Raw genomic sequence first — 21,748 nt, forward strand, 5'->3', positions numbered from 1 at the left:
ACCATGCGCTATGAGGCGCCCGCGCGTGAGGCGGTGGACCGGCGCGTATTTGTGCGGCAGCCGCTGCGGGCGTGGAACGCGTATGCGGACCTGTTGCATGGCGCGGACTGGCCATCCATCGACGAGCTCAACGCGCGGCTGCCGGCTGGCGCGACCACGCGTTTCGCTGCGCAGACGCGCGAGCTGCTGGCCGATGGGCTGCATTACGAACAGCGCATCGCGGAGCGTGGCCTGATCGCCACGCGCGAGCGCAACTGGCATGACCTGTTCAATGCGTTGATCTGGCTGCGTCACCCCGAGGTCAAGCGCGCGCTGAATGCACGGCAGGTCGTCGAGATCGCCAGCATGGGGACGAAGCGGCGTTCACGGGCGCAATGTGCGCTGACCCATTTCGACGAGGCCGGCGTGATCGTGACGGTGCGCGATCCGGACCTGCTGACGCTCTGGGATGCGCACGATTGGTACGGCCTATTCTGGCGATGCCGCGAAGCCTGGCTGGATGGCTCCATACAAGTCGCGGTAGTCGGCCACGCACTGCTGGAACACGCGTTGACGCCAGGACAGCTGCTGGTGGGCAAGGCGCTCGTGCAATCGGTATCCGACGACTCCGGCCTTGCCTGCGCCGAAGCGATCGGCGATGGCCGTCTGCTGTGCGATCCGCAGGAGCTGCGCCCCTTGCCGTTGTCGGGCATTCCAGGCTGGCATGCGGGCAACGACGACGAAGCATTCCATCGCGCCGCGCCCTGCTACCAGCCGCTGCGCAAGGGGCGTACCTATCCGTCGCCATGGACATGGGGCCATCCGGTCGGTGAGAGCGGCTGAGACACCCGGCCTGACAAAACCCGTCGCCGAGACTGTGGCTTTTTGAGGCGTGGGGCTGACCTGCTGCGCACACGGCGCATGGACGGCAGGCCGCATTTACCCCTCGTAGTGCACCTCGACGATGACGAAACGCACGCGCCCGCCAGGCAGTTCGGCCTCGAATTCGTCGTCGATGCGCTTCTTCAGCGCGGCGCGGGCCAGCGGCGAGTCGACGCTGATCCAGCCGCGCCGGGCGTCGGTCTCGTCCGGGCCGACGATGCGGTAGCGGTGGCTGTCGCCGTTGTCGACGTTCTCCAGTTCGATGCTGGCGCCGAAGAACACGGTCTCGCGCTGGGCCGGCATACCGTCGGCCACCTTCAGCACGGGAATGCGCTTGCTGAGGTAACGCACCCGCCGGTCGATCTCGCCGAGCTGCTTCTTGCGGTAGGTGTATTCGGCGTTCTCGGAGCGGTCACCTTCGGCGGCGGCCGCCGCCAGCGCCTTGACCACGTCGGGACGCAGTGTGTGCCAAAGGTGGTCGAGTTCGGCCTTGAGCTTTTCGAAGCCTTCGCGGGTGATGATTGCGGTGGATGAGGGGGACGGTGGGCGCCAGCGGCTCATGCGGTGTTCGTCGGTGATGGCTGTGGATGTGTCGATGGAGTGGCTGGCCGGTGCGCTCAGCGACGGCCGCCGAAGATGCCGCCCAGCACGCCGCGCAGGATCTGGCGGCCGATCTGGCTGCCCATGGTGCGCACCATCTGTTTGCCCATGGTCTCGATCATGCCCTGGCGGCGCTTCGTGCCGAACAGCGCGTCATGCACGGCGCCGCCCCAGGCGGAGCCGGCATCGCCAGTTGTGCCGCTAGCCGGCGCGCTGGTGGCGACGGCGTTCGCGTCGGCGGCTTTTTCCTCGGCCCGCTTGGTCAGCATCTCGGCGGCCGATTCGCGGTTCACCGCGGTGTCGTACTTGGCGCCGACCGGCGAGCGGCTGCGAATGGTGGCGCGTTCGTCGGCGCTGATGGCACCGATGCGGCAGCCGGGAGTGGTCACCAGCACGTCCTCGACCGGCGTGGGTACGCCGCCCTGGCCCAGGGTGGAGGCCAGTGCCTCGCCCACGGCGAGCTTGCCGATGGTCGCGGTGACGTCGAGTGCGGGATTCGGCACGAAGGTCTCGGCGGCGGCCTTCACCGCCTTCTGGTCGCGCGGCGTGAAGGCGCGCAGTGCATGCTGGATGCGATTGCCCATCTGGCCGAGGATCTCGCCTGGCACGTCGTCGGGATTCTGCGAACAGAAGTACACGCCCACGCCCTTGGAGCGGATCAGCCGCACCACCTGTTCCACCCGTTGCTGCAGCGCGGGCGGGCAGTCGTTGAACAGCAGGTGTGCCTCGTCGAAGAAGAACACCAGCTTGGGCTGGTCCAGGTCGCCCACTTCCGGCAACTGCTCGAACAGTTCGGACAGCAGCCACAGCAAGAACGTGGCGTACAGGCGAGGCTTGAGGATCAGCTGGTCGGCGGCCAGCACGTTGACGATGCCCCGGCCGGTCATGTCCTGGCGCATCAGGTCGGTCAGCTTCAGTGCCGGCTCGCCGAAGAACTGCGTGGCGCCGTCCTGTTCCAGCTGCAGCAGGGCGCGTTGCACGGCGGCGAGGCTCTGCTTGCTGATCAGGCCGTAATGGGCGGAGATGTCCTTGCTGTTGTCGACCGCGAAGCCGAGCAGCGCACGCAGGTCGTCCAGGTCAAGCAGCAGCCAGCCGTTGTCGTCGGCCACCTTGAATACGATCTCCAGCACGCCCTGCTGGGTGTCGTTGAGGTCGAGCACGCGGCCGAGCAGGGTGGGGCCCATTTCGCTGACCGTGGCGCGCACCGGGTGGCCGAGCTTGCCGTACAGGTCCCAGAACACCACCGGGTTCGCCTGTGGCGTCCAGTCGGTGAGCTTGAGCTTGTCCAGGCGTGCCTTGAGCTTGTCGCCCGGCGTGCCCGCGGGCATCGCCAGGCCGGCCAGATCACCTTTCACATCGGCCAGGAAACAGGGCACGCCGAGCTTCGAAAAACCCTCGGCCAGCACCATCAGCGAAACCGACTTCCCGGTGCCGGTGGCGCCGGCGATCATGCCGTGGCGGTTGCCGTAATGGGGATCCAGGCTGACGCTGGTGCGGTCGTTGCGGCCGATGAGGATGCTGGTCATGTCGTTCCTTCCGTTGGTCCTGCCCCGATTGTAGCCAAGCCGTTTCACCGGGCGACCGCGGCAGGCCGCGCGCGGTTCTTCACGGCACTGCACATTGAGTCCGATTGTCAGGGCCGCTATGGTGGGAGTTTGATTTTTCCTAAAGTTGCCATGTCGCGTTCTGTGTCGTTCCGTTCCCTGCGCCTTGCCCCGTTAGCCGCTGCGTTTGTACTTCTGGGGGCATGTGCCAGCCAGGTCACCAAGCCGACGCCGACACCACCGACCGTGAAGGGGCTCTACAGCCAGCTCGACCAGGCCAGTCAGGGTTACGAGACGGCCTTGCAGCAGGCGCGTGCCGACGACACTGCGGCTTCGGAAAAGACCCTCACGACGGCGCTCGACCAACTGCGCGATGCCGCGGCGCAATGCGGTAATACGCCGGGGTGCGATCCGCAGCGTTTCTTCTCGGTGTTCGACCATCTGCTGCGCCTGAAGGACGGCAGCTTCATCGGCGATGAGCTGCCCGACGAGCAGGACAGCGAGTCGCCCAGCGGTCAGGTCGCCGGCCTGAACGGTGCGGCCAGCCTGCCGCAGGCGCGGCGCAGCGTGACCCTGCTGCACGGACAGAAGCTTTCCGAGCTGATCGCGATGAACGGCCCGGTGAAGGCTGCACTGGAAATGTGGCTGACGCAGTGGCGCCCGAACCTGATGGACGCTTACGTCAATTACCAGTACCTGCGTCACGAGATGTGGCCGCAGTACAAGAAGGCCGACCTGCCGGAGGCGTTGCTGTTCGGCATCATGGCCAAGGAGTCCGGCGGCAAGGTGAATGCGGTCTCGCGGTCGGGTGCAGCCGGGCCGCTGCAGTTCATGTACGCGACGGGCCTGCGCTTCGGACTTGGCACGGTCAATGGCTTCGATACCCGCTTCGACCCCACCGATGCCGCCCGCGCCAATGCGGCCTATATCAACGAACAGCTGAAGGCGTTCAACGACAATCTGGAGCTGACACTGGGTGCCTACAACGGCGGCGAGGGACGCATGCGCCGGCTGGTCGGCAGCGATACCTCGATCAGCTTCTACAATCCGCGCATCTACGACCAGCTTTCGCAGGAAACCCGCGACTACGTGCCGTCGGTGCTGGCGGCGGCGTGGCTGTTTCTGCATCCGGACAGCTACAACCTGCGTTTCCCCAGGGTCGATGGGGTGCCGGGTACGATCACGCTGAAGCGACCGGCTTCACTGTCGGAGTTGACGGTCTGCCTGGGCGAGGCCGGTGGCATGCAGGACGGCTGGTTCCGTACCCTGCGTAACCTCAACCCGCGCCTGGATCCGCAGCAGGAACTGGCTGCCGGCACGGTGCTGCAGGTGCCCAGGTTGCTGGAGAAGCCGTATGCGGTGCGCTGTGTGGTGGGTCCGTGGCCGATCCTGGCGAGCGACCTGCACAACGCGGTGGTGCCGGTGGTGCCGGTGCGGCACGATCCGCCGCGGATGTCGCGGGCAACGCATTACCGGGTACGGCCGGGTGACACCATCAGCAGCATTGCGCACCGTCACGGCTGCACGAACCTCCGCGAGATCGAGCGGATGAACCGGATCCATCACTTCCAGATCCGGGTCGGGCAGGTGATCAGGCTGCCGGCCTGCCGCCGCTAGCTGGACGGCGCATAGCCGTAGCGGCCGGGAAGTGCGAACGGTAATGTCTGCGCCGCCGGTTCCGTGGCGCAGACATGAAGGGGGCTTGTGCGGTCAGGCGGCCGCGCTGGAATTCATCCACTGCGCGGCGACTTCGCGGGCATCGCCGCGCTGTTCCTTCAGCTCGCGCAGTACGCGCAGCACTTGCCGATGCGGCGCCTGCAGGCAGGCGTACTGCGCATTCTTGCTTTCGTGATAGGCGACGGCCAGCCATAGTGCGATACCGCGCAGGGCAACCTCGCTGTTGTCCGATTGCGCACGGGCGAAGCCGATCGCGGTGCCCTGACCCCAGGGGGTGTAGCGCTGTTCGGGCGGGGTGGCATACAGATGAGGAAAATCGCACTGTGACGCATGGCCGATCTCGCGCAGGGTCAGCATGCTGAGCCTGATGCGGCTGCGCGCGGGCAGGGCGCGGATCTGCCGCTCGATGCCATGCAGCTGTCGCTGCAGCTGGCGGGCGCGGTTCATGGCGATGAGCTGGGTGAAGATGTGCATGTGTCCCTCGGCCTGGCTGGAGCGGCGCGGGGTCAGCATAGCGAGCTCTTAGCGGGTTTTACGCCCTGAGCGTCACAAAATGACGGATTGCGTCACATTATCCGGTGGGCGCTGTGGTCTGGTGCAGCTGGCCCAGCCGCTGACCCACCCGCACCGGCTGTTGCGGCTGCAGGGCATCGAGCTCGGCCATGCCTTCGGGAAGCAGCATGATCACGGTAGAGCCCATGTTGAAGCGGGCCATCTCGGCAAAGCGTTCCAGCGTGATGTGCTGGCCTTCGAAGGACTTGCGCCGGATCGACGGTGCATATGGCGGAATCACCAGCCCGTCCCAGACGGTGGCCACCGACGACACCAGTATCGCGCCCACCATGACCACCACGAATGGCCCATGTTCGCCGTCGAAGTGGCAGACCAGTCGCTCATTGCGCGCGAACAGGCGCGGGATCGCCTCGACGGCGAAAGGGGCCACGCTGAAGATGCGCCCCGGCACGTGCACGGTTTCCCTCAGGGTGCCCTGCAGCGGCATGTGCACGCGGTGGTAGTCGCGCGGGGACAGGTAGACCGTAACGAACCGGCCATTGCGGTAAGGCGCGGCCGCCGCCGCATCGCCCCCCAGCAGTTCGGCGGCGGTGTAGTCCTGCCCCTTGGCCTGGAAGATACGCCCGTCCACGATCGGGCCGGCCTGGCTGATGCGTCCGTCGGCGGGCGAGAGCAGGGCCGACGGGCTGCTGTCCGCCTGTCGCGCGCCGGGCTTCAGCGTGCGGGTGAAGAAGGCATTGAAGTGCGGATAGGCGCGCGGGTCCGGTTGTGCGGCCTCGGCCATGTCCACCTGGTAGTTGCGCACGACGGTGCCGATCAACCAGTTCTTCCATGGCGCAAGTGTCCAGCGCGTGCCCCAGTAGACCAGGCGCGACAGGAAGCGATGGGGCAGGGCGTACTGCAGGAATAGCTTGAAAGTCATCCGCCCAGTATACGAGCGGGAGGCCAGTAAATAGCAGCGTGAAGTGAGCGGAGCAGGCTCTGCCGGACATCCCGCACCGTTGCCCGGCAGCCCGGTCACGGGCCCTGGATATGGGCGCCAGCTATACTTGCCGGCCTTTCCGCCTCGGGTGCCGCCGTGACCGCCGAACTCGCCACCATCATCGACTTCATCCGCTACGGTGCCAGCCGCTTCTCGGCGGCCGGCCTGACCTTCGGCCACAGCCACGACAACCCGATCGACGAGGCCACCCACCTGGTGCTGGCCAGCCTGCACCTGCCGCCGGACATTCCGCCCGCTTACGGCGCCGGTCGCCTGACTGCCGATGAGCGGGAGCGCGTGCTCGGCCTGATCGAGCGTCGCGTCAACGAGCGTCTACCGGTGGCGTACCTGGTTGGCGAAACCTGGTTCGCAGGGCTGAAGTTCAAGAGCGACCGCCGTGCGCTGGTGCCGCGTTCGCCGATCGCCGAACTGATCGAGTCGGGCTTCGCACCCTGGCTGGATGGTCGTCATGTCGAACGCGCGCTCGACCTGTGCACCGGCTCGGGCTGCATCGGCATCGCGATGGCCGAATACAACCCGGACTGGCGGGTGGACATCGTCGACATCAGTGACGAAGCGCTGTCGCTGGCGCGCGAGAACATCGCCTTCCAGCATGTCGACGATCGTGTTGAGGCGGTGAAGTCGGACCTGTTCGAAGGCGTGCGCGGGCGCGGGTATGATCTGATCGTCTCCAACCCGCCCTATGTCACCGAGGACGAATACGCGGCACTGCCCGGCGAATACGCCCACGAGCCCAAGCTGGGTCTCACATCGGGTGAGGACGGGCTGGATATCTGCCTGCGCATTCTCGACGAGGCGGCCGACCTGCTTTCCGACGAAGGCCTGCTGATCGTCGAGGTGGGCGAGAGCGAGCGGGCGCTCAATGCGCTGCTGCCCGAGGTGCCCTTCGTGTGGATCGAATTCAAGGTTGGACCGATGGGCGTGTTCGCGCTGGAGCGCCGCGACCTGCTGGAGCATCGCGACGCGATCCATGCCGCGGCGATGGCCCGCCGCTGAGCGGATGGAACTGACCACCACTCGCCTGCGTCTGGATGCCCTGCGCCTGCAGGACGCGTCAGCGCTGTTCGCCTATCGTGCCGATCCCGAGGTAAGTCGCTATCAGGGTTGGCGGCCTGCCTCCGTCGACGAGGCACAGGGTTTCATCGGGCGCCAGCAGTCGGTGGTATTCGATACCCCGGAAAGCTGGTTCCAGTTCGCACTGCGGTTGCCGGAAGGGACGCTGGTCGGTGATCTCGGGCTGCATTTTGTCGACGATGCCACTGTCGAACTGGGCATCACCGTGGCGCCTGCATACCAGGGGCGTGGGCTGGCTGCCGAAGCACTGCGTGCGGCGCTTTCGCTGGTATTCGACGAGTTGCGCAGGCACCGGGTCGTCGCTTCGGTCGATCCGCGCAACCAGTCGTGCATAAGGCTGCTGGAGCATCTGGGCATGCGTAAGGAAGCTCATTTCCGCGAAAGCTGGCGCGATGGCGACGGCTGGGCCGACGATGCGGTCTACGCGATGCTTGCCGACGAGTGGCAAGGTCGTCGTTGAGCGCAGCCTTCAGGTGAGAGCGTGCTGAATTAATGAGATGGTTCCTCCCCACCCTGTCCTGCAAGTGAGCGTGCGCATGGTCGTTTTGCCGGCATGGGTGTCAGGTGGCTGCGAGACAAATTGCAGGTGTCTCGTTATCTGGCCGAGCTTCATTGCAGCCAGCGTTCGATCCGTTCATTCAAGGCCTTTATCGCCTCCGCTTCATTGGCCTGGTCTGCCAAGTCATTTTTCCTCGGCGGGTGGACTTGTGGCCTGGGCGTTACGGGAGGCAGCGCGGACCGCTGCTTGAACAGTTTGTCCTTGAAGAACCAGTTTTTCCTTGCGCGTATGGGCTTGCAGCCTTCGACGAAGATCAGTTCCTCGTCGCCGGGCAGTTCCTTGATCTCCTGCGGCAGCAGCAGTGCACGGCGTTCTTCGCTGTAGCTGGTCGATGTCTGATGCGAGCCGCCGCCATGGCTGCGGCTCCGCTGCTTCCTGCGCAAGGTGCGGTAGCCCAGCATTTCGCTGTAGGCATTGGCGTCGCTCTGTTCGCGGGGAGCGAAGGCGACTTGTGCGGCGTGATTGGTGATGAAGTTCTGTGCGTCGTGTTCGCCGTAGGTGCCACGCAGCTGCGCCTGGCTCTGGATGATGCAGCAGTCCCTGACGCCGTAGCTGGCCGAGATGGAAATGCGCTTGGCCCACACTTCCAGCCGACCCATGGCGGTGAACTCGTCCATGAGCATCAGCATCTGGTACTTGAGGTCCGGTTCGTCGCCTAGTGGCTTGTCCAGGTTGTTGCCGATCACGCTGCTGAAAAAGATGTTGAGCAGCTTGCTGCTTTCGTCGAGCTTGTTGGTGGGAATGTCGATGTACAGCGTGGTAGGTCGCTTGCGGATCGCCAGGATGTCGAAGTCGGTGGCATTGGTGGCTGCGGCGAGGATCGGATTCAGAAACTGCTGCAGTGGTGCCTGCATGCTGGCAATGACCGACGAGAAGGTCTGTTCGGCCAGGCCGGCCAGGTTGGAGAACAGGGTGCGGGTTTGCGGGCTCAGATAGCCGTACTGCGAGGTGTCGCCAAGGATGGAGCCGAGCATGTCTGCCGTGTCCTGTTCCGGAGCGCCGGCAGAGATGCGCAAGATGCGCTCGAAACTCGGGTAGTCCGGAACGGTGTTGGGATCGGACGGAAGACCCATGCGCCAGGACTGGTCCCAGGCCTCGAACATGAAGGACGCGAAGGCGGTGAAGGCGGCCCGCGCCTGGGTGCGCCAGAACGGGTCCTTGTCGGCCTCGTCCGGGTAAAGGATGGCGGCGATGGTCTGTATTTCGCCGATGCGCCGGGCAGGATCGTGGCCGGCAAGCAGGGTGAAGGGGTTGAAGCGGTGGGTAGTGCCGGGTTCGCTGTAGGGGGCCCAGACCACGATGGACTGGCCCTGCGATTGCCGCCACCCGCTGGTGAGCTTGCGCAGTTCGCCCTTGAGGTCCAGTACCACGACCGACTGCGTGTACGACAGCAGGATGGGGATGGCGATGCTGGTGGTCTTGCCGCTGCGGGTCGGGCTGATCACGATCAGATGCAGCGAGCCGTTCAGCCACAGGTAGCGGCCCCTGTACTTGCCAATGACGATGCCTTGCGGGGTCTGCCTGAGCAGACCGGCCTTCTTCAGATCGGACAGCCGGGCGAAACCGGCGTCGCCATGCAGCGACGGTTGCCTTGACCGGAACAGCGGGATCAGCAACCCCAGCCAGACCAGCAACGGGATGCCCAGGCCCAGGCTGCCGGCGACCCGGATGCGACGGGCATAGGGGGCGAGCTGCGGCAGATCGCTGGCACGGAGATATTGCCACCAGGTATTCCAGGCCAGTGGGGCCGAAACCCGCAACAGGATGTGCGTCAGCCAGCCGGCGAGATACAGGCCGCCCGCCACGGTGATGATCAACAACACGCCTGCCAGCGTGACCTTCCGATGGCTCATGCGTGCCTCCTTGGTCTGAAAGATGGGGCTCCAGGCTCCCCGCAACGATGTCGTTGCCGGATTCGTCGCCAGTAAGTCGGACCCTAGCGCGGGCTGGCGTGGTGGTCTGTCGGAGCAGGCCGCCTTTTGGATAGGATGGTTCCGGTTTTGGGTGCGGCGCCTGCAGGTGCGGTGTGCGGGTGAAAGGGCTGGGGCAGGCATGTCCTTATGTCCGCCGGTGCGAGCACAAGCGGCTGAACACGGTTAAGCTGTGGGGGGTTCCCTTTAGACGTCCAAAGCTTCGTGTCCAGCAATTCTTTCGGCAAGCTCTTCACCGTCACCACCTTCGGCGAAAGTCACGGGCCGGCCATCGGCTGCGTGATCGACGGCTGTCCACCGGGCCTGGCGCTCGATCCGGCGGAGTTCCGCCATGATCTCGACCGGCGTGCCACCGGCAAAAGCCGGCACACCTCGCAGCGGCGCGAGGCCGACGAGGTGGAGATCCTGTCGGGTGTCTACGAAGGGCGCACCACCGGTACGCCGATCGCGCTGCTGGTCCGCAACACCGACCAGCGCAGCAAGGACTACGGTGACATTGCACAGACATTCCGTCCGGGGCATGCCGACTACACCTACTGGCAGAAGTACGGTATCCGCGATCCGCGAGGCGGTGGGCGTTCGTCGGCGCGCGAGACCACCATGCGCGTGGCTGCCGCGGTAGTCGCCAAGAAGTGGCTGGCCGAACACCATGGCATACGCGTGCGCGGCTACCTGGCGCAACTTGGCGAGATCCAGCCGGCCGGGTTCGATCTGGAGCAGGTCGAACAGAATCCGTTCTTCTGGCCCTGTGGCGGGCAGGTGCCGGAGCTGGAGAAATACATGGACGCCCTGCGCAAATCCGGCGACTCGGTGGGGGCGCGTGTCAATGTGCTGGCCGAAGGCGTGCCGCCGGGCTGGGGCGAGCCGATCTACGGCAAGCTGGACGGCGATCTGGCGGCGGCGCTGATGTCGATCAACGCCGTGAAGGGGGTCGAGATCGGCGACGGCTTTGCCGCGGTTTCGCAATGTGGAAGCGTGCATAGGGATGAAATGCATATGGACGGCTTTACGTCCAATCACGCGGGTGGCATTCTTGGTGGCATCAGTACCGGGCAGGCCGTGCTTGCCTCGATCGCACTGAAGCCCACATCCAGCATCCTGATTCCCGGTCAAAGCGTGAACCTGTCCGGCGAACCGGTGGAGGTGGTGACCAAGGGGCGCCACGACCCCTGTGTCGGCATTCGTGCCACGCCCATCGCCGAGGCGATGATGGCATTGGTGCTGATGGACCATGCATTGCGCCATCGTGCGCAGTGTGGTGACGTGGGCGAGGTTTCCCCCCGCATCCCCTGATCGATCCGGCGTCGCCCTGCGGGCGGTGCCGGCGGAGCAAGCGCATGACTGGCAACAAACCGCACGTATGGGTCTCGCGGCCGACCTTTCCGGACGTGATCGCCCGGCTCGAGCCGTACTTCCGGGTTTCGGCCGAACCGGTGGAGCAGGTATTCACACCGGCCGAGCTGGCCGCCAGGCTGGCTGATTGCGATGCCGCCATCGTAGGCCTGAAGGAGCGCATCGGTGCGGCCGAAGTGGCCGGCGCCGGGCGCTTGCGCATGGTCGCCAACCTGGGCGTCGGCTTCGACAACCTCGATCTGCCCGCACTGACTGCGGCGGGTATCGCCGCGTCCAACACCGCTGATGTGCTCAACGAGAGCGTGGCCGACTACGCCTGGGCACTGATGCTTGGCGCGGCACGTCGGGTCGGCGCGGCCGAGCGCTGGCTGCGCGCCGGGCAATGGCTGTCCACGGAATTCATCGGGTGGCTGGGTGCCGACCTGCGCGGTCGCAACCTGGGCATTCTCGGCATGGGGCGCATTGGTCAGGCTATTGCGCGGCGTGCGGTGGGCTTCGGCATGCCGGTGCTGTACCACAACCGTTCGCGCCTGCCGGAAGCCACCGAGCGCGAATGCGGAGCCAGCTACGTGGACAAGGACCATCTGCTGGCCAGCGCCGACTTCCTGGTGCTGGTGTTGCCGCTGACGCCGCAGACCCGACATGCCGTCGGCGCCGCCGAGCTGGCGCGGATGAAGCCGGAGGCGGTGCTGGTGAACGTGGCGCGTGGCGGCATTGTCGATGACGTCGCGTTGGCCGCTGCGCTGCGTGAGGGGCGGCTGGCGGCAGCGGCGCTGGATGTGTTCGAGGGCGAGCCGCGCGTGCATCCGGACCTGCTGGCGCTCGAAAATGTGATGTTGAGCCCGCATATCGCCAGCGCCACCACCGGCACCCGCCGTGCGATGACCGCGCTGGCGGTGGACAATGTGCTCGCCTTGTTCGGCCACGGTCCCGATGCCGGGCGGCCGCCCAACCTGTTGAATCCCGACGCGCTGGCACGGGCCGGCGTACCTTCCCAAACCCACCAAGAAGTCACCTGATGAGCAAGAAGAGCAGTTACAAGGTTGCGATGGCCGGCGCCACTGGTGCTGTGGGCGAGACCCTGCTCGCCATTCTCGCCGAGCGCGATTTTCCCGTCAGTGAGCTGGTGCCGCTGGCCAGCGAACGCTCCGCCGGCGGTACCGTGGAGTTCGCGGGCAAACAGGTGGTCGTGCGCAACCTGGCCGATTACGACTTCGAGGGGGTGGATATCGCCTTCTTCTCGGCCGGTGGTTCGGTCAGCAAGGCGCATGCGCCGCGTGCCGCAGCCGCGGGCGCGGTGGTGATCGACAATACGTCCGAGTTCCGCTACCAGGACGACATTCCGCTGGTGGTGAGCGAGGTGAACCCGCACGCCATCGCGCAATACACCACGCGCGGCATCATCGCCAACCCGAATTGCTCGACCATGGGCATGCTGGTGGCGCTGGCGCCGATCCATCGCGCGGTCGGTATCGAGCGGATCAATGTGGCGACCTACCAGTCGGTCTCCGGTGCCGGCCGTTCGGGTATGGAGGAACTGGGCAGGCAGACCGCCGCGCTGCTCAACTTCCAGGACGTGGAAAGCAGCAAGTTCCCCAAGCAGATCGCCTTCAACGTGATCCCGCACATCGACGACTTCCAGGCCAACGGCTATACCAAGGAAGAAATGAAGATGGTGTGGGAGACGCGCAAGATCCTGGAGGATGACTCGATCGCGGTGAATCCCACCGCGGTGCGGGTGCCGGTGTTCTACGGGCACTCGGAAGCGGTGCATATCGAAACCCGCGAGAAGATCACTGCCGATCAGGCGCGCGCGCTGCTGGAACAGGCCGAGGGGCTGGTGGTTCAGGATGAGCGCAAGGCTGGCGGCTATCCTACCCCGGTGGGTGACGTAGCCGGCAAGGATCCGGTGTATGTCGGCCGCATCCGAGAGGACATTTCCCACGAGCGTGGGCTGGACCTGTGGGTGGTCTCCGACAATATCCGCAAGGGCGCAGCATTGAATGCCGTGCAGATCGCCGAGCTACTGATCGAGAATTACCTCTGATGCGAAACCTGTCCCGCCTGCTGACCCTGAGCCTGTTCTCGTTGCCCATGTGGGTACATGGCACTGAGCAGACAACGGTGGGCCGTGCGGGACAGGACGTGGCCGTGGTCCGGGTCAGCCAGCAGCTTGCACACAGTCGTGCCCACGTGGCGGACCTGCAGAAAGGCGTGGCCAGGCAGGAATCGATCAGCCGCGAAGCCTCACTCAAGCTGCAGCAGAAAGACAACGCCATAGCCGAACTCGAACGGCAGCTGCGGGCACTGAAGGCCGGGCAAAAAGCACCCCGTGACGGGGATTGAGTGTGGTCGCATACACGCGATCCATTGCCCATTTCGCCGAGCTGGCTATTGTTGATTGGCGCCTATCTAACTAAAGTGACGCGTCATTTAGTCATGTTGCCGTCATTTTGCGGCGGCGAATCAATAGCGGTAACTGGGTAGTTCGGGGGAGCAGGCGATGAACCGTTCGTTGAAGCTGTCGATGCTTATAGCGCTTGCGCTGGGCAGCAGTCAGGCCATGGCACTCAATCTGGGCCAGATTCAGATCAAGTCGGCACTGGGGCAGCCGTTGCGGGTCGAAATCCCGGTGATTCCCGCCAGTCCGGCGGAGTTGCAGAACCTGAGCGCACGGCTTGCGTCGAACGGCGCCTTCGCGCGCGCCGGCATCACCGACGGCAAGCCGAGCATGCCGTTGCAGTTCTCGGTGACGAGCGATCACGGCCACAAGGTCATCCTGGTCACCAGCAGCGTGCCGGTGAACAACCCGTACATCGACCTGCTGATCGAAGTCACCAGCGCGGCCGGCACCAGCGTGCACGAATATCCCGTGCTGCTCGACCCGCCGGGCGAGCAGATGTCGGCGGCGCCGGCAGCAGCGAAACCGCGCGCGACGCATCCGCATCATGCGGCAGCCCCCGTTGCTGCCCGGCCCGCGCCGGCAGCGCATCCGGCTGCGGCGGCACCAGGGCAGTATGGTCCGGTGAAGTCCGGGCAGACGCTTACCGCGGTGGCCCGGAAGGTGGCGCTCAGCGGCGTCGATATCAACCAGATGATGCTGGCGCTCAAGCAGGCCAATCCGGATGCCTTCTATCAGGACAACATCAACGCGCTGAAGACCGGTGCGATCCTGCGCGTGCCCTCACGCGAGCAGGCTCTGGCGGTGAAGGTCGCCGAGGCCGCCGCCGCGGTCCGTCAGCAGAACAGCGACTGGCACGCCGGCAAGCCCACCACCATTGCCGCGGCGGCAACGCGCACGAACGCCACCGTTTCGCCGACCAGCACGACGTCCTCGGGCGACCGGCTGGCCCTGGTTCCGGCCGGCAAGGGCGTTGGTTCCGGTCATGCCGGACATGAATCCACGGCCAGCCTGCGCCGTCAGCTGCAGCGCAGCCAGGAGTCGCTGACCAGCCTGCAGCAGCAGAGTGCGGATCTCAGCTCGCGGCTGAAGGCGCTGCAGGACATCAACAGCAAGAACAAGCGCCTGCTGTCGTTGAAGGACAGCGAGATCGCCGATCTCCAGGCCAAGCTTGTCGCGGCCCGCAAGGCTGCCGGGCTGCCGGCTGCCAAGCCGGTGGCGACGACGCCGGTCAAGGCAAAGACCGCCCCTGCGGCGGTCGCCAACACCGTGGTCACCGCACCGGCGGCCCCGACGAGCGCGCCTGCGTCGACCACGACGCCGACGCCGGCATCTTCCACTGCCCTCGCCGGGGCCAAGACGGTTTCCGCTCCGGCCACGGCAACCAGTGTGGCGAAGCCGGCAGCCACGGCTCCGGTGGCCAAGCCGGTTGCCAAGAAGCCCATGGTGAGCAAACCGGTGATGCATCCGCATCATCCTGCGCCGGCTCCCGAGCAGCCCTGGTACATGCAGACCTGGACGCGGATCGCCGGTGCCGGCGTGCTGGTGCTGGGCCTGTTGCTGCTGCTTGTTTCCCGCAAGCGTGCGGGCAAGGGCGGTAGCCCCGCTTCCACCAAGATCGCGCCTTCGTTGGCGGACCGCTTTGGCGATAACCCCGCATCGTCCGACGCGACCGGCGGCAGCGATCCGGACCAGGACGAACTGCTCGATCAGCTTGCCGAGCACCCGGATGACATCGGCCTGCATCTGGAGCTGGTCAGCCTGTACTACAGCCGCCGCGACGTCGAGCATTTCGAGGCGGCCGCCGAAGCCATGCATGCCCATATCAGCGGCCCGCAGCAGGACGAGTGGCAGGATGTGGTGCACATGGGCGAAGACCTGACCCCGGAGCACCCGTTGTTCGCGCATGCTCAGGCGGGCACCGGTCACTACGAGACCGGTCACTACGAGGAAGAGGTCGTGCCGCCTGCCGACGACGAACCGTCGAACGAGGCGCTGGACGACTTCGGCCTGAATCACTATGGCGAAGCGCCAGTGGAGGCTGCCGCCACCGGGGCCACCCCGCCGCCGCTGCGCCAGAAGGTCAGCGAATATCATTTCGACTTCAACCTGACCCCGCATGCGCCGGAGAAGGGTGCTGCAGAGGCGTCTGCCGCTGCGAGTGGCGAACCGGCGCATGCCGAAGAAGCTCCGGAAGCATCCGGCTGGCATTTCGACGAGCCGGCCGAAGCGAACCCGGTCGAAGCACACGACACCCACGCGGCCCATGCGGCCGGCGCCGGTGCAGATGACGATCTGGGCGATTTCGGCGAACTGAGCGAGGACCCGGTCGACACCAAGCTGGATCTGGCGCGCGCCTACCTCGACATGGGCGACCCCGAAGGCGCGCGTGCGATGCTCGACGAGGTCATGCAGGAAGGCAGCCAGATGCAGCGGGAAGTGGCCAAGGGCCTGCTCGACAAGCTTGCCTGAGCTCCTGCGTCAACGTGATTAGGGACATCGGGCCGGCTTGCCGGCCCGATGTCGTTTCGGCCCTGCTACGCTGTGCGTCCTCGCATCCACGGTACTTTCATGCGTATCGCGCTCGGCATCGAATACGACGGCACCGATTTCCTGGGCTGGCAGCGGCTGACCCACGGCGCCACTGTGCAGGGAGCGCTTGAGCGTGCGCTGTCACGGGTGGCGGCGCATCCGGTCGACGTGGTCTGCGCTGGCCGTACCGATGCCGGTGTGCATGGCATCTGCCAGGTGGTGCATTTCGATACCACGGCTCAGCGCGAGTTGCGTGGCTGGGTGCTGGGTGCCTGTTCCAACCTTCCGCCTGGCGTGGCGGTACTGTGGGCAAAGCCGGTGCCGGACGATTTCCATGCGCGCTTCTCGGCGCGTAGCCGGCGCTATCGCTACACCATCCTCAATCGGCCGGTGCGCGCGGCATTGCAGGCGCGCTACGCGACCTGGGAACGCCTGCCGCTGGATGCCGCGCGCATGCACGCCGCTGCCCAGGCCTTGCTTGGCGAGCACGATTTCAGCGCCTTTCGTGCGGCGTCGTGCCAGGCGGCACACGCCAATCGCTGCGTGCTCGCGGTGGACGTGCGGCGCGAGGGCGAGATGGTGCAGGTGGAGATCGAGGCGAATGCCTTTCTGCACCACATGGTGCGCAATATCGTGGGCTCGCTGTTGCCGATCGGGCGCGGCGAACAGCCGGTGGAGTGGATGGCCAGCCTGCTGGCAGGACGTCAGCGCGACGCGGCCGGTCCCACCGCGCTGCCGAACGGGCTGGCCTTCGTCGGGCCCCGCTACGAAGCCCGCTGGGCCCTGCCTGTGGAGGTGAGCCAGTGACGCGCACGCGCATCAAGTGCTGTGGCATGACCCGTGTCGAGGACGCGCAACTGGCGGTGCGGCTTGGCGCCGATGCGATCGGCATGGTGTTCACTGCACGTAGCCGGCGCCACGTCGATATCGCGCAGGCGCAGGCAATCCGGCGGGCCATGCCGCCCTTCGTGTCGACCGTGGCCTTGTTCATGGACGACGCGGCGGATTTCGTGCGTGACGTGGCGATGGCCGTGCAGCCTGACCTGCTGCAGTTCCATGGTGGCGAACGTGACGAGTGGTGCGCCCAGTTCGATCGCCCATGGCTGAAGGCGATCGCGATGGGGGCGGGCGCGACGGCTTTGGCGCAGTTGCAGGCGCATCCCGGTGCCGCGGGCCTGTTGCTGGACGGTCACGGACTCGGCGAGGCTGGCGGCAGCGGCAAGGCCTTCGACTGGTCGCTGATGCCCGATCACCTGGCGCAGCCGCTGGTTCTCGCCGGCGGCCTGCATGCAGGCAATGTGGGCGAGGCGATCCGCGTCGCCCACCCATGGGCCGTGGATGTCGCCAGTGGGGTGGAGTCCGCCCCGGGGATCAAGGACCCGGACAAGCTGGCAGCCTTCATGGCGGCGGTACGCGCCGCGGATTCGATGGAGAAGCAGTGATGAGCGAGCATTCCGGCGCGATCCCGGCACCGGCGGCCATCGAGGAATATCATCCGGAACCCGGACGCCCGTTCGGACCCGACGACCTGACCGGTCGCGAGCGTCCGCTGGTGATCCGTGGCCTGGTTCGCGACTGGCCGATCGTGAAGCTGGCGCAGCAGTCGGACACCGCCTTCGCCCAGCGGCTGGCGCAGTGGGACAGCGGCGCCGACGTCAGCACGCTGATGATTTCGCCGGAAGCGGGTGGCGTCATCGGCTACACGCCGGACATGGAAGGCTTCTGCTATCGCCATTTCAAGGTGCCGGTGACGCTTGGCCTGCAGCGCCTGGCCAATTACAGCAGGCGCGACAACGCACCGGGGCTGGTGATCCAGAGCGCACCGGTGCGCGAATGCATTCCCGGGTTCCTGGACGAACATGCGATGCCGCTGCTCGATCCGTCGATCGAGCCACGGCTGTGGATCGGCAACCGGGTGACCACGCCGACCCATTTCGATTCGCAGCACAACATCGCCTGCGTGGTCTGCGGCACGCGCCGCTTCACGCTGTTTCCGCCGGACCAGTTGCCCAATCTGTACATCGGTCCGCTGGATTTCGCCCCCACCGGCGCGGCCATCAGCATGGCGCGGCTGGACCATCCCGACGATCCACGCTTTCCGCGCCTGAAGCAGGCGCTGGCGACCGCGCAGGTGGCCGAACTGAACCCGGGCGATGCGATCTACATGCCGCCCCTGTGGTGGCACAACGTCGACTCGCTGGAACGGCTCAACGCGCTGGTGAACTACTGGTGGAGTCCGGTCCAGGTGGACGGTTTCACCACCGGACATGCGCGCGCGGCCCTGTACCACTGCCTGCTGGCGTTCCGTGCATTGCCGCCCGGCGAGCGCGCGAACTGGAAGCAGTTGCTGGACCATTACGTGTTCGGCGACGAACAGGCGATCGCGCATATTCCCGAGCAGCGCCGCGGCGTGCTGGGTCCGCTGACGCCGGAAACGGTCGAGCAGCTGAAGCAGGGGGCGCGGCAGAATCTCTAAGGGGCGGCCAAAGGCCACACCGAAACGGCGCGTTCAGGGCGTGGCGAGCTCGCGTCGCAGCCAGTCGGCCAGTGCCTGCAGGCGGGGATCCCGGGCGGACCTGGGGGTGCACAGCACCCAGTGCGCCTGGGTGGCGCGGAAACCCCATGGTGCCAGCAGCCGACCGGCGGCAAGGTCGTCGGCGACCAGCGGCTGCGGCGCGATCGCCACGCCGAGGCCGGCCACCGCCGCTTCCAGCAGGTAGTAGAGGTGTTCGAAGGACTGTCCGTAGCGCAGTTTGCCGCGCGCGATACGTTGCGCACGTGCCCAGGCAGGCCAGGCCTGCGGGCGCGACTGGGTGTGCAGCAGCGGTTCACGGTACAGCGCAGCGGCATGGGCCTGGCTCAACGCTGCATGGTGGGGATGGCGCGGACTGAACACTGGGCCGATCCGCTCGGGGGCCAGCACGTCGACCAGCCATGCCGCTGGCCATGGCGCCTCGGCCAGCAGCAGGGCCGCATCCAGGCCGGGCAGGGCGTCGGCAGGTTGTTCCTCGATGGCGGACAGGTGCAGTTTCAGCTCGGGTAGCTCGCGGCCCATCCGCTCTAGTCGCGGAATGACCCAGCGGGCCAGCACGCTGCCGGAGCAGCCGAGTACCAGCGGTGCCTGCCGGCTCTCGCGACGCAATCGCTCGCAGGACTGGCGCAGCAGATCGAATGCGCCGGCGACGCCGTCGCGCAACTGGCGGCCGGCGGGCGTCAGTGCGATGCCGCGCCCTTCACGGGCGAACAGGGTGACGCCGAGTTCGGACTCCAGCGCACGGGTCTGCCGGCTGACCGCGCCGTGGGTCACGTGTAGTTCCTCGGCGGCGCGGCTCACGCTTTCCAGGCGGGCGGTGGCCTCGAAGGCGCGTAGGGCATTCAGCGACGGCAGTTCACGGGACATGCTATCTGTGAGTTTTTCTGACAGGTCAGGGCGATCTTATCGCTTTTTCCCGGCGTTCCGCTGCGCTAGGGTATTGGCCTGCACCGGCGCCTGGGCGCCACCGCCGTTCCTTCCGATACGAGCATGGCCATGACCACGATCGACGATTTCCACGCCTGGCCCGATACGCACGGACGCTTTGGCCGGTTTGGCGGCAGCTATGTCGCCGAAACCCTGATGGCGCCGCTGGCCGAACTTACCGACGCCTACCTGCGCCTGCGCGAGGATCCGGCCTTCATCGCCGAACTCGACCGCGACCTGACCCACTACGTGGGGCGGCCCAGTCCGATCTACTTCGCCGAGCGGCTGACCAGGCACGTGGGCGGTGCGCGCATCCTGCTCAAGCGCGAGGACCTCAACCACACCGGCGCGCACAAGATCAACAACACCGTGGGCCAGGCGCTGGTGGCGCGGCACATGGGCAAGACCCGGATCATTGCCGAGACCGGGGCCGGCCAGCACGGCGTGGCCAGCGCCACGGTGGCGGCGCGGCTGGGCCTGGACTGCGTGGTCTACATGGGCGCCGTGGACATGGAGCGGCAGCGGATCAACGTTTACCGCATGAAGCTGCTGGGCGCCGAGGTAGTGCCGGTGACGTCGGGTTCGAAGACCTTGAAGGATGCCCTCAACGAGGCGATGCGCGACTGGGTCACCAACGTGGCCGATACCTTCTACATCATCGGTACGGTGGCCGGGCCGCATCCGTATCCGCTGATGGTGCGCGACTTCAACTCGATTGTCGGTCGCGAGGCGCGTGCGCAGATGCTGGCCGAATATGGCCGGCTGCCCGACGTGCTCACCGCCTGCGTGGGCGGCGGCTCCAATGCGATCGGCCTGTTCCACGCCTTTCTCAACGACCGCGACGTGCGCATCGTCGGCGCCGAGGCGGGGGGCGAGGGCATCGCCACCGGTCATCACGCCGCCTCGCTGGCGGCGGGGCGTCCCGGTGTGCTGCACGGCAACCGTACCTATGTGCTTTGCGACGACGACGGCCAGATCACCGAGACGCACTCGGTTTCGGCGGGCCTGGACTATCCGGGCGTGGGCCCCGAACACGCCTTCCTGAAGGATGCCGGGCGCGCCGACTACGTGGGCGTGACCGACGACGAGGCGCTGGAGGCGTTCCACCTGCTGGCGCGCACCGAAGGCATTCTCGCCGCGCTGGAGTCCAGCCATGCGGTGGCGCAGGCGATCAAGCTGGCACGCGAATACCCGCCGGACGGCATCGTGCTTTGCAACCTGTCCGGCCGTGGCGACAAGGACGTGCATACCATCGCCGCGCGCGAGGGCGTGCAGTTCTGACCGGGGCGCGACTGCCATGGCGCGGGAGATGAGGGTGGACTTCATGCTTCGCAGCCACGCCGGTTCGCCCGACTGTCTCTCACATCCCACTACTCATTGAACACTCCAGCCCTATGAACCGCATCGACGCCCGATTCGCCCAGCTCAAGGCCGCCGGCCGTACCGGCCTGATTCCGTTCGTCACCGCGGGCGATCCCGCGCCGGATCACGCGGTGGCGCTGATGCACGCGCTGGTCGATGCCGGTGCCGACCTGATCGAGCTGGGGGTGCCGTTTTCCGACCCGATGGCCGACGGCCCGGTGATCCAGCATGCCAGCGAACGCGCTATCGCCAGTGGCGTGGGGCTCGACGACGTGCTGCGCTGGGTGGCCGAGTTCCGCCAGCGCGATGCGGACACGCCGGTGGTGCTGATGGGCTACCTGAATCCGGTGGAGATCCACGGTTACGCGCGCTTTGCGGCGGAGGCCGTCGAGGCCGGCGTGGACGGCGTGCTGCTGGTTGACTGTCCGCTGGAGGAGTCCGCCGTGCTGGCGCCGTTGCGTGAGGCCGGGCTGCGTCAGATCCTGCTGGCCGCGCCCACCACCGTACCCGCGCGTATGGCGAAGTTGTGCGAGTCGGCCGAGGGCTTCCTGTACTATGTGTCATTCGCCGGCATTACCGGCGCACAGCGTCTTAGCACTGCGGATATCGCGGCCCGTGTGGCGGATATTCGCGAACATGCGAAGGCGCCGGTGGCGGTCGGCTTCGGCGTGCGCGATGCGCAGAGTGCGAAGGCGATCGCCAGCTTTGCCGATGCGGTGGTGATCGGCAGTGCGCTGGTGGAGCGGCTGGAAGGTGCGGACGACGCAGGCGATATCGCCACCCGCGTGCGCTCGTTCCTGCAGCCGATCCGCACGGCGCTGGATCAACACTGAAACGGTCGCCCGGCCGTTTCGGTCGGGAACGTTTGAGGTGTTGCG

General features: G+C 66.4%; 20 protein-coding genes. 14 read left to right on the forward strand and 6 right to left on the reverse strand.

Translation table 11 applies throughout. From position 1 onward, the window contains the following. Positions 1-3: 3 nt before the first annotated feature. Positions 4-822 carry a DUF3025 domain-containing protein gene (locus RA164_RS05670; RefSeq protein ID WP_329742993.1) on the forward strand — a complete coding sequence of 273 codons (819 nt, stop codon included), beginning with the start codon at positions 4-6 and terminating at the stop codon, positions 820-822. 96 nt (positions 823-918) lie between these two features. Here the strand turns inward: RA164_RS05670 and greB are convergent, their stop codons facing one another. Together greB and RA164_RS05680 are read right to left on the reverse strand one after the other, a co-directional pair. Then, positions 919-1,422 carry a transcription elongation factor GreB gene (gene greB / locus RA164_RS05675; protein ID WP_329742994.1) on the reverse strand — a complete coding sequence of 168 codons (504 nt, stop codon included), beginning with the start codon at positions 1,420-1,422 and terminating at the stop codon, positions 919-921. A 56-nt stretch (positions 1,423-1,478) separates the two neighbouring features. Next, positions 1,479-2,987, reverse strand: a complete 1,509-nt coding sequence (locus tag RA164_RS05680; RefSeq protein ID WP_329742995.1) for a helicase HerA-like domain-containing protein — start codon at positions 2,985-2,987, stop codon at positions 1,479-1,481. A gap of 150 nt (positions 2,988-3,137) precedes the next feature. Between RA164_RS05680 and RA164_RS05685 the strand changes: the two genes are divergently transcribed. Then, entirely contained in the window at positions 3,138-4,622 is a 1,485-nt protein-coding gene (locus RA164_RS05685; protein ID WP_329742996.1) for a transglycosylase SLT domain-containing protein, read from the forward strand. Positions 4,623-4,715: 93 nt separating this feature from the next. Here the strand turns inward: RA164_RS05685 and RA164_RS05690 are convergent, their stop codons facing one another. Beyond that, on the reverse strand, positions 4,716-5,195 hold the full coding sequence (locus RA164_RS05690; RefSeq protein WP_412731068.1) for a hypothetical protein: 480 nt from the start codon (positions 5,193-5,195) through the stop codon (positions 4,716-4,718). A 58-nt stretch (positions 5,196-5,253) separates the two neighbouring features. Further along, a complete protein-coding gene (asd, locus tag RA164_RS05695; RefSeq protein ID WP_329742997.1) occupies positions 5,254-6,117 on the reverse strand; it encodes an archaetidylserine decarboxylase in 864 nt (287 codons plus the stop codon). A 156-nt stretch (positions 6,118-6,273) separates the two neighbouring features. Here asd and prmB point away from each other — a divergent pair, with 156 nt between their 5' ends. Next, positions 6,274-7,194 (forward strand): 50S ribosomal protein L3 N(5)-glutamine methyltransferase, encoded by a 921-nt coding sequence (gene prmB, locus RA164_RS05700; protein ID WP_329742998.1) that lies wholly within the window; start codon positions 6,274-6,276, stop codon positions 7,192-7,194. Positions 7,195-7,198: 4 nt separating this feature from the next. Next, positions 7,199-7,732, forward strand: a complete 534-nt coding sequence (locus tag RA164_RS05705) for a GNAT family N-acetyltransferase (protein WP_329742999.1) — start codon at positions 7,199-7,201, stop codon at positions 7,730-7,732. A 149-nt stretch (positions 7,733-7,881) separates the two neighbouring features. Here the strand turns inward: RA164_RS05705 and RA164_RS05710 are convergent, their stop codons facing one another. Beyond that, positions 7,882-9,684, reverse strand: a complete 1,803-nt coding sequence (locus tag RA164_RS05710) for a type IV secretory system conjugative DNA transfer family protein (protein WP_329743000.1) — start codon at positions 9,682-9,684, stop codon at positions 7,882-7,884. A gap of 282 nt (positions 9,685-9,966) precedes the next feature. Here RA164_RS05710 and aroC point away from each other — a divergent pair, with 282 nt between their 5' ends. The 8 genes from aroC (at position 9,967) to RA164_RS05750 (ending at position 18,524) form a co-directional block, all read left to right on the forward strand. Continuing rightward, entirely contained in the window at positions 9,967-11,055 is a 1,089-nt protein-coding gene (aroC, locus tag RA164_RS05715; protein ID WP_329743001.1) for a chorismate synthase, read from the forward strand. A 44-nt stretch (positions 11,056-11,099) separates the two neighbouring features. Then, positions 11,100-12,134 carry a 2-hydroxyacid dehydrogenase gene (locus RA164_RS05720; RefSeq protein WP_329743002.1) on the forward strand — a complete coding sequence of 345 codons (1,035 nt, stop codon included), beginning with the start codon at positions 11,100-11,102 and terminating at the stop codon, positions 12,132-12,134. Continuing rightward, on the forward strand, positions 12,134-13,162 hold the full coding sequence (locus tag RA164_RS05725; protein ID WP_329743003.1) for an aspartate-semialdehyde dehydrogenase: 1,029 nt from the start codon (positions 12,134-12,136) through the stop codon (positions 13,160-13,162). The genes RA164_RS05720 and RA164_RS05725 overlap by 1 nt, the downstream gene beginning before the upstream one ends. Then, positions 13,162-13,461 carry a hypothetical protein gene (locus RA164_RS05730; protein ID WP_329743004.1) on the forward strand — a complete coding sequence of 100 codons (300 nt, stop codon included), beginning with the start codon at positions 13,162-13,164 and terminating at the stop codon, positions 13,459-13,461. The genes RA164_RS05725 and RA164_RS05730 overlap by 1 nt, the downstream gene beginning before the upstream one ends. Positions 13,462-13,618: 157 nt before the next feature. Continuing rightward, positions 13,619-15,988 (forward strand): FimV/HubP family polar landmark protein, encoded by a 2,370-nt coding sequence (locus RA164_RS05735; protein ID WP_329743005.1) that lies wholly within the window; start codon positions 13,619-13,621, stop codon positions 15,986-15,988. Positions 15,989-16,087: 99 nt separating this feature from the next. Next, entirely contained in the window at positions 16,088-16,855 is a 768-nt protein-coding gene (gene truA / locus RA164_RS05740) for a tRNA pseudouridine(38-40) synthase TruA (protein ID WP_329743006.1), read from the forward strand. Between the two features lie 26 nt (positions 16,856-16,881). Next, positions 16,882-17,490 (forward strand): phosphoribosylanthranilate isomerase, encoded by a 609-nt coding sequence (locus RA164_RS05745; RefSeq protein ID WP_412731069.1) that lies wholly within the window; start codon positions 16,882-16,884, stop codon positions 17,488-17,490. Next, complete coding sequence (locus tag RA164_RS05750) at positions 17,490-18,524, forward strand: cupin-like domain-containing protein (protein ID WP_329743008.1); 1,035 nt, start codon at positions 17,490-17,492, stop codon at positions 18,522-18,524. The genes RA164_RS05745 and RA164_RS05750 overlap by 1 nt, the downstream gene beginning before the upstream one ends. 33 nt (positions 18,525-18,557) lie before the next feature. Here the strand turns inward: RA164_RS05750 and RA164_RS05755 are convergent, their stop codons facing one another. Next, positions 18,558-19,448 (reverse strand): LysR family transcriptional regulator, encoded by an 891-nt coding sequence (locus RA164_RS05755; RefSeq protein ID WP_329743009.1) that lies wholly within the window; start codon positions 19,446-19,448, stop codon positions 18,558-18,560. Positions 19,449-19,577: 129 nt separating this feature from the next. Between RA164_RS05755 and trpB the strand changes: the two genes are divergently transcribed. Together trpB and trpA are read left to right on the forward strand one after the other, a co-directional pair. Then, on the forward strand, positions 19,578-20,789 hold the full coding sequence (trpB, locus tag RA164_RS05760; protein ID WP_329743010.1) for a tryptophan synthase subunit beta: 1,212 nt from the start codon (positions 19,578-19,580) through the stop codon (positions 20,787-20,789). A gap of 113 nt (positions 20,790-20,902) precedes the next feature. Further along, entirely contained in the window at positions 20,903-21,703 is an 801-nt protein-coding gene (gene trpA / locus RA164_RS05765) for a tryptophan synthase subunit alpha (protein ID WP_329743011.1), read from the forward strand. Positions 21,704-21,748: the final 45 nt, after the last annotated feature.

Origin of the sequence: Dyella sp. A6 (genome assembly GCF_036320485.1) — a bacterium.
Lineage (GTDB): Bacteria > Pseudomonadota > Gammaproteobacteria > Xanthomonadales > Rhodanobacteraceae > Rhodanobacter_A > Rhodanobacter_A aluminiiresistens.

What these genes read in the sequence shown, in the direction of transcription:
- RA164_RS05730 (WP_329743004.1), top strand. Translation starts at nt 13,162, where the DNA reads ATGCGAAACCTGTCCCGCCTGCTGACCCTGAGCCTGTTCTCGTTGCCC.
- RA164_RS05685 (WP_329742996.1), top strand. Translation starts at nt 3,138, where the DNA reads ATGTCGCGTTCTGTGTCGTTCCGTTCCCTGCGCCTTGCCCCGTTAGCC.
- trpB (WP_329743010.1), top strand. Translation starts at nt 19,578, where the DNA reads ATGACCACGATCGACGATTTCCACGCCTGGCCCGATACGCACGGACGC.
- RA164_RS05670 (WP_329742993.1), top strand. Translation starts at nt 4, where the DNA reads ATGCGCTATGAGGCGCCCGCGCGTGAGGCGGTGGACCGGCGCGTATTT.
- RA164_RS05750 (WP_329743008.1), top strand. Translation starts at nt 17,490, where the DNA reads ATGAGCGAGCATTCCGGCGCGATCCCGGCACCGGCGGCCATCGAGGAA.
- RA164_RS05725 (WP_329743003.1), top strand. Translation starts at nt 12,134, where the DNA reads ATGAGCAAGAAGAGCAGTTACAAGGTTGCGATGGCCGGCGCCACTGGT.
- truA (WP_329743006.1), top strand. Translation starts at nt 16,088, where the DNA reads ATGCGTATCGCGCTCGGCATCGAATACGACGGCACCGATTTCCTGGGC.
- greB (WP_329742994.1), bottom strand. Translation starts at nt 1,422, where the DNA reads ATGAGCCGCTGGCGCCCACCGTCCCCCTCATCCACCGCAATCATCACC.
- RA164_RS05720 (WP_329743002.1), top strand. Translation starts at nt 11,100, where the DNA reads ATGACTGGCAACAAACCGCACGTATGGGTCTCGCGGCCGACCTTTCCG.
- RA164_RS05710 (WP_329743000.1), bottom strand. Translation starts at nt 9,684, where the DNA reads ATGAGCCATCGGAAGGTCACGCTGGCAGGCGTGTTGTTGATCATCACC.
- RA164_RS05680 (WP_329742995.1), bottom strand. Translation starts at nt 2,987, where the DNA reads ATGACCAGCATCCTCATCGGCCGCAACGACCGCACCAGCGTCAGCCTG.
- RA164_RS05705 (WP_329742999.1), top strand. Translation starts at nt 7,199, where the DNA reads ATGGAACTGACCACCACTCGCCTGCGTCTGGATGCCCTGCGCCTGCAG.
- asd (WP_329742997.1), bottom strand. Translation starts at nt 6,117, where the DNA reads ATGACTTTCAAGCTATTCCTGCAGTACGCCCTGCCCCATCGCTTCCTG.
- RA164_RS05735 (WP_329743005.1), top strand. Translation starts at nt 13,619, where the DNA reads ATGAACCGTTCGTTGAAGCTGTCGATGCTTATAGCGCTTGCGCTGGGC.
- RA164_RS05755 (WP_329743009.1), bottom strand. Translation starts at nt 19,448, where the DNA reads ATGTCCCGTGAACTGCCGTCGCTGAATGCCCTACGCGCCTTCGAGGCC.
- RA164_RS05690 (WP_412731068.1), bottom strand. Translation starts at nt 5,195, where the DNA reads ATGCTGACCCCGCGCCGCTCCAGCCAGGCCGAGGGACACATGCACATC.
- RA164_RS05745 (WP_412731069.1), top strand. Translation starts at nt 16,882, where the DNA reads ATGACCCGTGTCGAGGACGCGCAACTGGCGGTGCGGCTTGGCGCCGAT.
- trpA (WP_329743011.1), top strand. Translation starts at nt 20,903, where the DNA reads ATGAACCGCATCGACGCCCGATTCGCCCAGCTCAAGGCCGCCGGCCGT.